Consider the following 11,851-nt stretch of genomic DNA (forward strand, 5'->3'; position numbering starts at 1 on the left):
ACCTGACGCATCCCAGTGTCTGATTGATTAGCTGTTGCTGTTGCTTAGTGGGATATATTCGATACAGATAGCCTTTTTGCTGTAACACATCATTCACCTCCTGCCACCTATTATTATATCATCGATATGTTCTATTGTCCACCTCAATTACTTGCGTAAATTCGGTGGACGTGGCATTCATCTCCAGCCTATAGAGGCAGGGAGTCTTCTGCCACATTAAGATAAACCAAATCATCTGGATAAGAAACTTATATCCCCATTATAACCTAAAAATCCTCTTTCACGTAGCACTAAATGCTATCAGACTGCTACCAGACCTGCTACCAGACCTGCTACGTCCTATATATATATATAAGATAAAGATAAATGCATAAGACGAATGATAATATTTTTCCTGCTCCAACTGAAAAAATTGCAAAAAAATTCGCAAAAGACTTGCCAATGGAATTCCATAGCATTATAATACACCAAACAACATTTGCAAGGAGGAAATCAACCCATGAAAACTACCCAAAAATCACCCTTTATTTCCCAGCTGACAGGCTTTTGGCTGAACAGGGAGCTGGACAAGCTGGGGCCCATCCCCACAGCCATCTACATGACCATATTTTTTGAGTTCAACCGCACCTTCTGGCGCAAAAAATGGGTAAAGCTCACCATCAGAGCCATCATGGAAAAAACCTGTATCGGCAGTACCCATACAGTACAGCAAAACTGCCGCCTGCTGGAAGAAATGGGCTACATAAAAATGCGCCTCGTCCGACAGGGCAAGTTCCAGTTTACCGAATACCGCCTGACAGAGTTTAACCGTGAAGGTGATTTGTGCGGTGAAGACAGCTGCGCCCCACAGTACACCTTTGACTCCCAGGGCATCCCCTGCTCCGGCCATAGAGCAGCTGAAGCCGATGGCTGGTACACGCCTGACAACATAACTGCTGGCAGAAAAACATCTGCCTAAAGCGAAAATTCTTCATCATCAAAAAAGTTTTCTAAAAAAATTTTTTATTTCACACCAGCTTATTGCCGCCCCTAAAGGCGGCAACGGGCTGGTGTTTTTTTCATCAGCTGGTGTTTTTTCATCAGTTGACTCAAGCCGAAAAATGCTGTAAAATGAAAGCATAAAAAAAAGAGCGAACCACAACGATGGCTCGCCGCTATAGGTTTTTGGGCAAATTTTATTCGACCATACACCAGTGCGGGCAACACTGATGGTCACAACATCTACGAAGAAGTCATCCAGGCGAGGATGGCTTTTTTCGTGCAGTAAAACTGCTAAAAGATGCGGTCGATATGTGACTTATATCTTAATGCCTAAGCATCAAAATCAGTTCACCCGTGAATGTCAGCTTACACAACAGCACAACACCTGTCACCACCACAAAGATGATTAGAGGTATAAGTGCACGAATTGCTTCAGCTAACGCCTTATCACAGGCGCTTCCCTTTTCAGGGAACACTTTTATCGTACCTTAGATAACATAGCCATGCTATCACGCTCTCTGCGGTGAAAAACTGCCTGCGCAGAACCCATCGCCGTATTTATAGAGCGACCATCATTCCGTATCATTGATAACGATATTGCATAATCTGCATACCGCGTCCGCCCCGCAGGCATAATCCTGCAACGCATGTATTATATCATGGTTGTAGCACAAACACAATATCTAAGTTCCATAAGCATCCGCCAAGCAGAACAATTGTTAAATTTCATCCGCAAAAATAACTGCCGCAGTGGATTACGGCAGTTATCTTCACGAAATCAGCTAATCAAAATAATCAGCTATACAAAACCATCACTTGAATATATAGGCATCATAGGCATCTTACTTGGTGCTGGTGAAAATATCCTTGAACTTATCCAGCCATGCCTTCTTGTTCTGATTTACCACATTCTCATCATCCTGGATGATGTTGATAGTGGACTTGTCCTGCAAGCCCTGAGGTGCAGGCACATCATCACGGACGGAACGGCGATGCAGCTTCTGGGTAATCAGAGTCTGAGCTTCCTTGCTGGTAATAAAGTCGATGAACTTCTTGGCATTTTCCATGTGCTTGGCATTCTTGATGATATAGATGCCGTCAGGCTTGGAAATAACGCCTTCCTTCATGTAAACCAGCTTGACAGGGGCACCATCAGCCACATACTTGGCACCGCCCTCCTCGAAGGTCAGTCCCACAGTGTACTCACCATCAGCCACGCCCTTGTACACGGCAGAGGAACCGGACAGGAGCTTGCCGTCCAGGTTGCTGCACAGCTTCTCCACATAATCCCAGCCCTTGTCAGGGTTGCCATTGCCCATAGCATACAGCATATTTACCAGATGCTCATAGGAAGAAGACGACTTGGAAGGATCTGCCGTAGCAATCTTGCCCTTCAGGGCAGGATTCAGCAAATCCTCATAGCCCTCAACCTTGATATCGCCAATCAGGTTGGTGTTGACCATGATAACGCTAGGAATGTCGGTGAAGCGGGTCAGAGGCCCCTCCACATTCTTGAATGCCGGCTGGATATGGTCCTCGTTGACAGAGGTATAATTCTCAAACAAATCAGCCTTCGGCTTCATGGTGTTCAAGGAACCGCCCCAGAAAATATCCCCCAGCGGATTTGCCTTCTCGGACTCTACCCGCTTCAACAGCTCGCCGCTGCCTGCAGCAATAACCTCAACCTTGACGCCGCTGCTCTTTTCAAACTCCTCCACCAGAGGGTTGATGAAAGCAATCGGATGCGGGCAGTACACCACCAGGCTGTTGTCGTCACCGCCATTGGTGGCGGCCTTGTCCTCACCGCCGCCGCAGCCTGCCAGGGCTGCCGTCATGACTACAGCACCCAGAGCCGTTGCCACCCACTTTTTCAGCTTCTTGAAATTCATAAGATACTCCTCCTTTTAATATATGAATTTATCCACTTGCGTATTTAATGAATCCAGCTAACCCCTTTTAAGGAGCCTGATGCGGCATCACAGGGTAACATCCTTCCTTCCGGATACCTTAAAGAAAATCACCATTGCCGTAATGGTGGTAATGGTCAGGATAGTGGAAAGAGCCGCCGCCGTGCCGTAGCTGGCGCGGATTACCTCGGTGTAGATTGCCACGGACATGGTCTTGGTGGCACCGGTAAAGAGGATAACCGAGGAACTCAGCTCATTGATAGCCGTAATCCAGGAAAGAATGGCACCGCTCATAACCCCCGGCAGCATCATCACTGCCGTAATCTTGAAAAAGGTCTTTAATGGCGATGCTCCCAGGCTGATAGAGGCTTCCTCCAGGCTAGGGCTTATCTGATAGAGGATAGCCGAGCTGGACCTCAGTGTATACGGCAGCCTGCGAATCACCAGGGAAATAATGATGATAAATGCCGTGCCAGAAAGCAGCAGCGGCTCATCGTTGAATGCCAGCAGCAGGGTAATACCCAGAACGGAGCCCGGAATGATGTACGGGAACATGGTCAGGGTATCAATGACCTCCGTCAGCCAGCTCTTTCTGCGGGTAGTCAGATATGCCACCGTCATGCCCAGGAAGACAATCATAATGATCGCACCTGTGCTGAACATATAGGTATTCTGAATAGCCGAGCCCAGGCTGCTGAAAATAGTACGATAGCTGTCCAGGGAATAGCCGTCCACAAAGATGGCGCCCCGGGTTTTCAGGAAGGAGGTGTAGATAACCACCAGCTGAGGAATCAGGGACAGGGACACCAGCAGGTAGATGCCTGCATGCATGAGCACATTCTGAATGCCGTGGAGCTCACCTACCTGGATAGGCCGCAGGGAGCTCATGGTGAAGGACTTGCGATTGACAATATACTTTTGCAGCAGGAAAATCACCGAGGTAATGAATACCATGATGGCTGCCATGGCAGCCGCAAAATTAGCCTGATCCCCTACTTCATTGATAAATTCCGAATAAATCATGACCGGCATGACATTGAACCCCTCGCCAATCAGCATCGGCGTACCGAAGTCAGCCATAGCATTCATGAACACCATCAATGCCCCGGCCAGGATAGTAGGCGTAATCAGCGGCACAATCACCGTGAACACCTTGCGGATACCGCTGCAGCCCAGGCTTTCCGCCGCCTCAATCAGAGCCGAGTCGATATTTTTCAGGGCACCTGATACATACAGATAAATAAACGGATACAGCTTCAAGGTCAGCACCAGCAAGATGCCGGAGAAGCCATAAATGGACGGAAACTCAATCCCGAAGGAGTTTTGCAGCCACTGGGTAAGGATACCGCTGCGGCCGCCAATCAGAATCCAGGAATAAGCACCGATAAAAGGCGGTGACAGCAGGGAAATAATAATGCAGATTTCCACCATGTTCCTGCCCCTTACCTTGTACATGGACATGAAGTATGCCAGGATTGTGCCGATGACGATAGCCAGCACCGTCACGCAGGTGGTGACGGAAAAGCTGTTTATCATGGACTGATAATAATACTTCCGCTCAAAGAAATGAGCGAAGTGCCCCAGAGTAAAAGCCCCTGTTTCCGGGTCCTGAAACGCTGTAATGAACAGTGAAAAAAGTGGATAAATCAGGAAGAGCCCGAAGACCACAATGGCCAGCAGGGTTACACCTGTCCAAAAATCCCAGCGAATTAATTTTTTATTCATGGAGCACCACACCCTTCAAAAGGTTACGCTCACCGTCTGCCGTAAAAACATTGACCTTGGCGGCATTTGGCTTCAGCGTTACTGTCTCATTTACATCCAGAAGACGCTCTGCATGTCCCAAATCCTGGGAGAACTCAATGGATGGCTGGTTCGGCACCAGCATTTTTTCCTCAAAATCAAGGAAATATGTATTGTACTTGCCCAAAAATACCTTGTTCTTTATCCTGCATTGCAGTCCCTGTCCCTGAGGCTGGATGGAAAATTCCTCCGGCCGGACAGATACGATAACCTGCATACCGTCCGTCACCTCATCGGAAAGGTTATCCATAGGCATCACATAGCCGTCGTTGAACACTACAGCCTTGCCGCTGCCATCCGCCCGGACAGTGGCATGGAACAGGTTGGAATGGCCGATAAAGGTGGAAACGAAAACATTGTACGGCCTGGTGTAGATGGTGTGAGGGGATGCCGTCTGCTGGATGACGCCCTTTTTCATGACGGCAATCCTGTCGGAAATGGACAGTGCCTCCTCCTGGTCATGAGTAACGTAAACCGTGGTAATGCCCACCTGCTTCTGCACCTCGCGGATAGCCGAGCGCATTTCCACACGGAGCTTGGCATCCAGGTTGGACAAAGGCTCATCCATCAGCAGCACACTGGGATGGATGACGATGGCACGGGCCAGCGCCACACGCTGCTGCTGGCCGCCGGACAGCCTTTCCGGCAGCCTGTCCTGATACTCGGTAATCTGCACCACATCCAAAATATCGTCAACCTTGCGCTTCATCTCATCCTTGGGCATCTTCCTGAGCTTCAGGCCGTATTCCACATTTTCCCTAACAGTCAGGTGTGGGAAAATCGCATAGCTCTGAAATACCATGCCGATATTTCTCTCGTGAGCCGGAATATCATTAATTACCTTGTCATTGAAGGCAATGGTGCCGCCCTCAATGCTGTTGAAGCCTGCAATCATCCTCAGGAGAGTTGTCTTGCCACAGCCTGACGGCCCCAGCAGGGTAAAAAACTCACCGTTTTTGATATGCTCATCCAGGCCGGGAATAATCGTCAAATCCCCGTATTTTTTTACTACCTTGTTAATATTGATTTCCACACTCATACTACTCGCTCCTGTCTGTGGATATTTGCCATAAAGGTTGCCATGACATTTTCCATAATATCTGCCATAACGTTTGCCTTGCGAAATCTTTACCCTTAGTATAAGCCCGTAATCACGTTAAAACAATCCATAATTCTGCTAAAACATACCAAATTCTGAACTAAACAGAAAATCCATGAACTCCTGGAGCAAAGCTGTCAGAAAAATAATAAACTGCCCCCTGGATTTGCCCAAAACAACGGCTAAATATGGACTAAATATAAATACATATATATTTACTATGTCATAGAAACGTGGTATAATATACTCCATTGGTAAGAATTAACAGCCGCCCTGTTTAAATACAAGGCATTTGATAGCTTAATAGATTGATAATGAGGATGGGAAGTGGGATTTATGACCAAGATAGATAAACTGGAAAAAGCTGCCAAGGCACAGGCTGAAGCTGAATTTTTGGAGCTGATAGAGATAGATTCCCCCAGCTGGGGGGAGCAGGCGATAGCAAAAGTATTGCTACGGAAGCTGAAGGAGCTGGGGATGGAAACGCAGCAGGACGAAACCGGCAATATCTACGGCTATCTGCCGGGAAATGCCTCCCTGCCACCTATCCTGCTGTCCGCCCACATGGACACTGTGGAGCCCTCTAAAGGGAAAAAAGCCATCATAGAGCCTGACGGCACCATCCGCTCTGCCGGTGCTGCCGTGCTGGGGGCAGACTGCGTAGCAGGGCTGGTGGAGATTTTGCAGGGCATACGCCTGGTGCAGGCAAGCGGCCTCCCCCACCGCCCGGTGGAAATCATTTTTTCCGTGGCAGAAGAAACCTACTGCGAAGGGCTGGAAAAATTTGATTTCTCAAAGGTAAAATCAAAAGACTCCTATGTGCTGGACCTGACCGGCAAAATCGGCACCGCCGCCAGGCGGGCGCCTACCCTGGTCTCCTTCTGCGCCACCATCAAGGGCAGGGCCGCCCACGCCGGCATGGAGCCGGAAAAGGGCATCAACGCCATAGCCATCATGGCAGGGCTTCTGGCCAAGATCCCCCAGGGGCACCTGGACACGGAAACCACCTGCAACGTGGGCATCATCCAGGGGGGCATGATGATTAACATCGTGCCGGAAAGCTGCACCATCAAGGGGGAGGTGCGGGGCTACAACCACGAAAAGGTCATGGACATAACCAGGAAGATAGAGAGGCTCACCAAGGAAACTGCCACGGCCGCCGGTGCCGGGGCGGAATTTTCCCACAAGGTGCACATCCGCAGCTACGAAACACCGGCAAAATCAGGAGCTGCCCAAAGGTTCCTGGAGGCATGCCGGAAGCTGGGGCTAAGCGGAGAGCTTACGGAGACCTTCGGCGGCAGTGACCAGAACCCCCTCTCCCAGCATGGACTGCAGGGGCTGGTGCTGTCCAACGGCATGTACAAGATGCATACCACGGAGGAATACACGACTAGCGAAGATTTGTGGCAGGGCAGCCGCCTGGCAGCAGCCCTCATATTGTCGGAGGTGTGAGCAGCATGGCGAAAAATCCTTTGCACTACCAATTAACCGAATACGACTGCGGCCCCACCGCCATGCTGGATGCCATCAGCTATCTTTTTCAGCGGGAGGAAATCCCCCCGGAAATCATCCGCAACGTGATGCTGTACTGCCTGGACTGCTACAACATGGAGGGAGCTCCCGGCAAAAGCGGCACCTCCCACATGGCCATGATGTTTCTCAGCAACTGGCTGAAGCAGTTCAGCCGGGTAGGACAGCTGCCTGTCACCAGCGAGTACATCGCTGAAAACCAGGTGCATCTGGGCAAGGGCGGCAGGCTGGATGATATCCTGACACGGGGCGGTGCCGCCGTGGTGAGGCTGTGGCTGGACGAATGGCATTATGTCATGCTCAGCGGCATCAAGGACGGCATGGTGTACATGTTTGACCCCTATTTCCGGGACACGCCCTACGAGGATTATCCCCAGGTGCAGGTGGTTCTCCACCAGCCCTTTGCCTACAACCGCATTGTACCGGCAGATATGTTCAACACCACAGAGCTTTCCCTGTACGCCCTGGGCCCTGTGGAGGAACGGGAAGCGGTGCTGCTGGGGAACCAGAACACCCTGCTGACAGCAGAAAAGACCATTGAATATTTCATCTGATCAGCAGCTGCCTTGGCTGCCCCCTATAAAAAGCAAAAAGCATAACAACAAGCATGGAAAACGCCCCCGGAACTGGATGATTATACCAGGCCCGGGGGCGCTTCATTTGATTATTATGGAAATAATATGGGAATATTATGGGAGGGCTAAATCTTTAACATTTAAGCTTTAACATTTAAACCTCAAGCCTTGACTGGCTTTTTCAGTACGCTCATAATCAGGCAGCTGATAACAGCGCCGATGGCGATAGCCGCCAGATACATCAGCGGATTGCCGATGGTAGGCACTACGAAGATACCGCCATGAGGTGCACGCAGGGTGCAGTCAAATGCCATGGACAGGGCACCGGCAGTAGCGGAGCCCACCACCAGGGATGGAATCACACGCAGCGGGTCAGCTGCTGCAAATGGGATAGCACCCTCGGTAATGAAGGACAGTCCCATTACGAAGTTGGTAATGCCGGACTTTCTCTCGTTCTCGGAGAAGCGGTTGCCAAAGAAAGTGGTGCAGAGGGCGATGGCGATAGGCGGAACCATGCCACCGGCCATAACGGCAGCCATGACGCCGTACTCGCCGCCAGCCAAAAGGCCGGTGCCGGTTACATAAGCAGCCTTGTTCACAGGGCCGCCCATATCAACAGCCATCATGCCGCCCATGATCAGTCCTACCATAACACGGGAGCTGGTGTCCATGTTCTTCAGGGTATCCATCATCCACTCATTGATACCGGCCACAGGCGGAGTGATGACGAACTGCATCAGCACGCCCATGATGAAGATGCCCAGTACAGGGTACAGGAGAACCGGCTTGATTCCCTCCAGGGACTCAGGCAGGCAGGAAAATACCTTCCGCAGGGCTACAACGATATAGCCACCGGCAAAACCTGCCAGCAGGGCTCCCAAAAAGCCGGAGCCGCCGGAAGCAGCCATAGCGCCGCCTACGAAGCCTACAGCCAGGCCCGGACGGTCAGCAATGCTCATGGCGATAAAACCAGCCAGCACTGGCAGCATGAAGCCAAAGGAAGCACCGCCTACGCTCATAAAGAACTTGGCAAGAGGAGTGTTGGAACCGAAGCCACCCGGATTGGCCGGATCAAAGGTATCAAAGAGGAAGGCCAGGGCGATGAGGATACCGCCGCCGATAACGAATGGCAGCATGTGGGAAACACCGTTCATCAGGTGCTTATAAATCTGCCGCCCAATGCTCTCGTTGTCCCCCTCATCCGCTGCGGCAGAGGAGCCGCCGGCATGATGATAGATAGGAGCCTGGCCGGAAAGGGCCTTGTCCAGAAGCTCATCAGCCTTGTTGATACCGTTAGCCACCTTGGTCTTGAGAACAGGCTTGCCGTCAAAGCGTGCCATTTCCACATTCTTGTCCGCAGCGATGATAATGCACTCCGCCTCGTCAATCTCCTGACGGGTGAGCACGTTCTTGGCACCGCCGGAACCGTTGGTCTCAACCTTGATCCAGATGCCCCGCTTCTTGGCGTGCTGCTCCAGGGACTCAGCTGCCATAAAGGTATGGGCAATGCCGGTCGGGCAGGCAGTTACCGCCAGGATTTTCCTAGAGGCATCGACGGTGATTGCCTTGCTGCCGCCAGCTGCCTGGAATGTCCCTGCCTCCTTGGCATCAATCAGGCTGAGGAATTCATCCACGTTCTTTGCACCTACAAGGGCGTTGACAAAATCCGGATCCATCAGCATGGTTGCCAGCTTGCTCAAAAGCTCCAAATGGGTGTCGTTGGAGCCGTCCGGGGCCGCAATCATGAAGAACAGCCGGGATGGCAGGCCGTCCATAGCCTCAAAATCCATGCCCTGAGGCACGGTCATGGCAGAAAGGCCTGCCGTCCTTACCCCTGCGCTCTTGGCATGAGGAGTGGCGATGCCGTCCCCCAGCCCCGTAGTGCCGGAAGCCTCACGCTTCAGCACGTCCTTGATATACTGCTCCTTGTCAGACAGCTTGCCGGAAGCATCCATCAGGTCAGCCAGCTTGTTGATGGCCTCTGCCTTGGAGACAGGTGCCACATTCAGCTGAATGCTCTCCCTGCTCAATAAATCCCTAATTTTCATAGTAATTCGTCCCTTCTGCTTTTCAATACAACAACAATAACCCTAAAAAATAATAATTTCTATCAATTCGCTACCCCTAACGAATTGTCATGACAGTGCCGGCCTGCTTACAACCGGCACCGTGCAAAACCTTGGTTAATTACCTATGCCTATATTTATAATCTATACCTGCTGTCAGCCTGCAAGAGCTGCCCATCAGCGGATAGTTGCCAGCAGGGCATCTGCTTCTGCCCTGGTAGCAAGATTCTCGGAAAAGGCGGAGGCGGAGCCGGTGGCTACCCCCATGTAGAAGGCTTCCTCAAGGGAGCCGGTTTCCTTGTAGCCGCAGATAAAGCCTGCCACCATGGAGTCACCTGCCCCCACGGAGTTCACCAGCGTCCCCTTTGGTGCCTGGCTTTGGTAGACAGTGCCATCCTCCGTCAGAAGCATAGCGCCATCCCCTGCCATGGAAATCAGCACGTTCCTGGCTCCCATCTCCTGCAGCTTTTTGGCATGGTCGATGATTTCCTCTTTGGTCTTCAGAATCACGCCGAACATCTCTCCCAGCTCGTGATTGTTTGGCTTGATGAGGAACGGCTTATACGGCAGCACCTTCATGAGCAGCTGCTTGGTGGCATCCACCACGATATTGATGCCCCTGCCCTCCAGCCGGCCCATGATGCGCTGGTAAATATCATCCGGCAGGGTATTTGGAATGCTGCCTGCCAGCACCAGGGTATCACCTGCCTGCAGCCTGTCCAGCTTGGCAAAGAGCTCCGCCTGTGCCTCCGGGGTAATGTTTGGCCCCTGGCCGTTGATTTCTGTCTCGGACTCAGCCTTGACCTTTACATTGATACGGGAAAAGCCCTCCGGCAGCTCCACAAAATCGCTCTTGCAGCCGAACCCAGCCAGCTGGCGCACGATCTCCCTGCCGGTAAAGCCTGCCAGAAAGCCCAAAGCCGTGCTCTCATGGCCCAGGTTCTGCAGCACGATGGACACGTTGATGCCCTTGCCGCCCCCCAGCACCTGCTCATACTTGACGCGATTGATTTCACCGGCCGCAAAGCTGTCCAGGCGGACAATATAATCAAGAGCCGGATTAAAAGTAACTGTGTAGATCATTTTTCTTCTCCTACCTCAACAATATTTGTAAGCTTTTTATACTTGCTGTCAGGCAGCACATCGGTAATGATATCCGCCTCCGGCAGCCGGGCAAAGGTGACAGGGAAAATACGCTTGAACTTGGAGCTGTCTGCCAGCACAAAGCACTTCCGGCAGTGCTGCATGGCCTCGGTCTTGACCTTGCTCTCGCTGAAATCCGGCGTGGAAAACCCTGCGGTGCTGCTGATGCCGTTGGTACCAAAAAAACCCTTGGTAAAATTGTAGCAGGACAGGTTCTGGACGGCCTCCGTGCCTACCAGTGCCTGAGTAACAGGCTTCAGCCTGCCCCCCGGCAGGTACACCTTCAGCCCCATAGCCGCCAGCTTCGCTGCGTGCTGGATGCCGTTGGTGACGAAGGCAACATCTGCTACCTGCTGGACTGGCAGATAATCAATCAGCCTGAAGGTGGTGGTGCCTGCATCCAAAAACACGAAATCTTCCGGTTCAATCAGCCCGGCAGCATACCTGGCAATCATGTCCTTCTCGCTGCTGTGCTGGTCCTGCTTGGTGGATACATCATCCTCCTGGGTGAGATACAGGTTGCCGTTCAGGGTTGCACCGCCATGCACCTTGCACAGCCTGCCGGCATTATCCAGGGCAATCAGGTCCCGGCGGATGGTAGACTCGGAAACCCCCAGCTTCTCAGCCAGCTGGCTGACGGTGGCAGCCTTCTTTTCACTCAGTGTCTGCATGATAGCGGAATACCGTTCTTCCGTAAGCATCCTCATCAAGTCCTTTCTCTTTTGTGATTATATAATATCACTATTT

General features: G+C 51.5%; 10 protein-coding genes. 3 read left to right on the top strand and 7 right to left on the bottom strand.

Annotation, left to right across the window (positions count from 1 at the left end; translation table 11 throughout):
* Positions 1-97, bottom strand: a 97-nt coding sequence (locus FYJ84_RS15090) for a helix-turn-helix domain-containing protein (RefSeq protein WP_154407876.1), incomplete at its 3' end; no start/stop codon positions are given.
* A gap of 402 nt (positions 98-499) precedes the next feature.
* Between FYJ84_RS15090 and FYJ84_RS12150 the strand changes: the two genes are divergently transcribed.
* Positions 500-958 (top strand): hypothetical protein, encoded by a 459-nt coding sequence (locus tag FYJ84_RS12150; protein ID WP_154407877.1) that lies wholly within the window; start codon positions 500-502, stop codon positions 956-958.
* A gap of 865 nt (positions 959-1,823) precedes the next feature.
* Here the strand turns inward: FYJ84_RS12150 and FYJ84_RS12155 are convergent.
* The 3 genes from FYJ84_RS12155 to FYJ84_RS12165 form a co-directional block, all read right to left on the bottom strand.
* On the bottom strand, positions 1,824-2,816 hold the full coding sequence (locus tag FYJ84_RS12155) for an ABC transporter substrate-binding protein (protein WP_235901474.1): 993 nt from the start codon (positions 2,814-2,816) through the stop codon (positions 1,824-1,826).
* Positions 2,817-2,957: 141 nt separating this feature from the next.
* Positions 2,958-4,613 (bottom strand): ABC transporter permease, encoded by a 1,656-nt coding sequence (locus tag FYJ84_RS12160; protein WP_154407879.1) that lies wholly within the window; start codon positions 4,611-4,613, stop codon positions 2,958-2,960.
* The gene (locus tag FYJ84_RS12165) at positions 4,606-5,730 is read right to left on the bottom strand and encodes an ABC transporter ATP-binding protein (protein WP_154407880.1); all 1,125 of its coding nucleotides are present in this window, start codon (positions 5,728-5,730) and stop codon (positions 4,606-4,608) included. The genes FYJ84_RS12160 and FYJ84_RS12165 overlap by 8 nt, the downstream gene beginning before the upstream one ends.
* Before the next feature lie 396 nt (positions 5,731-6,126).
* Between FYJ84_RS12165 and FYJ84_RS12170 the strand changes: the two genes are divergently transcribed.
* Together FYJ84_RS12170 and FYJ84_RS12175 are read left to right on the top strand one after the other, a co-directional pair.
* Complete coding sequence (locus FYJ84_RS12170) at positions 6,127-7,242, top strand: M20/M25/M40 family metallo-hydrolase (RefSeq protein ID WP_154407881.1); 1,116 nt, start codon at positions 6,127-6,129, stop codon at positions 7,240-7,242.
* A 5-nt stretch (positions 7,243-7,247) separates the two neighbouring features.
* Positions 7,248-7,874: a peptidase C39 gene (locus FYJ84_RS12175; RefSeq protein ID WP_154407882.1), complete on the top strand. Its 627-nt coding sequence runs from the start codon at positions 7,248-7,250 to the stop codon at positions 7,872-7,874.
* 182 nt (positions 7,875-8,056) lie between these two features.
* Here FYJ84_RS12175 and FYJ84_RS12180 read toward each other — a convergent pair whose 3' ends face one another.
* The 3 genes from FYJ84_RS12180 to FYJ84_RS12190 all read right to left on the bottom strand — a co-directional run bounded on the left by FYJ84_RS12180 (position 8,057) and on the right by FYJ84_RS12190 (position 11,811).
* Positions 8,057-9,943, bottom strand: a complete 1,887-nt coding sequence (locus FYJ84_RS12180) for a PTS fructose transporter subunit IIABC (protein WP_154407883.1) — start codon at positions 9,941-9,943, stop codon at positions 8,057-8,059.
* A 195-nt stretch (positions 9,944-10,138) separates the two neighbouring features.
* Positions 10,139-11,044, bottom strand: coding sequence for a 1-phosphofructokinase (gene pfkB / locus FYJ84_RS12185; RefSeq protein WP_154407884.1), 906 nt, complete (start codon positions 11,042-11,044; stop codon positions 10,139-10,141).
* On the bottom strand, positions 11,041-11,811 hold the full coding sequence (locus FYJ84_RS12190; RefSeq protein WP_235901471.1) for a DeoR/GlpR family DNA-binding transcription regulator: 771 nt from the start codon (positions 11,809-11,811) through the stop codon (positions 11,041-11,043). The genes pfkB and FYJ84_RS12190 overlap by 4 nt, the downstream gene beginning before the upstream one ends.
* Positions 11,812-11,851: the final 40 nt, after the last annotated feature.

This window comes from Anaerovibrio slackiae (assembly GCF_009695585.1).
GTDB lineage: Bacteria > Bacillota > Negativicutes > Selenomonadales > Selenomonadaceae > Anaerovibrio > Anaerovibrio slackiae.

Bases quoted from the DNA above. Each gene is read 5' to 3' on its own strand.
- FYJ84_RS12150 (WP_154407877.1), top strand. From the start codon at position 500: ATGAAAACTACCCAAAAATCACCCTTTATTTCCCAGCTGACAGGCTTT.
- FYJ84_RS12155 (WP_235901474.1), bottom strand. From the start codon at position 2,816: ATGACGGCAGCCCTGGCAGGCTGCGGCGGCGGTGAGGACAAGGCCGCC.
- FYJ84_RS12160 (WP_154407879.1), bottom strand. From the start codon at position 4,613: ATGAATAAAAAATTAATTCGCTGGGATTTTTGGACAGGTGTAACCCTG.
- FYJ84_RS12165 (WP_154407880.1), bottom strand. From the start codon at position 5,730: ATGAGTGTGGAAATCAATATTAACAAGGTAGTAAAAAAATACGGGGAT.
- FYJ84_RS12170 (WP_154407881.1), top strand. From the start codon at position 6,127: ATGACCAAGATAGATAAACTGGAAAAAGCTGCCAAGGCACAGGCTGAA.
- FYJ84_RS12175 (WP_154407882.1), top strand. From the start codon at position 7,248: ATGGCGAAAAATCCTTTGCACTACCAATTAACCGAATACGACTGCGGC.
- FYJ84_RS12180 (WP_154407883.1), bottom strand. From the start codon at position 9,943: ATGAAAATTAGGGATTTATTGAGCAGGGAGAGCATTCAGCTGAATGTG.
- pfkB (WP_154407884.1), bottom strand. From the start codon at position 11,044: ATGATCTACACAGTTACTTTTAATCCGGCTCTTGATTATATTGTCCGC.
- FYJ84_RS12190 (WP_235901471.1), bottom strand. From the start codon at position 11,811: ATGAGGATGCTTACGGAAGAACGGTATTCCGCTATCATGCAGACACTG.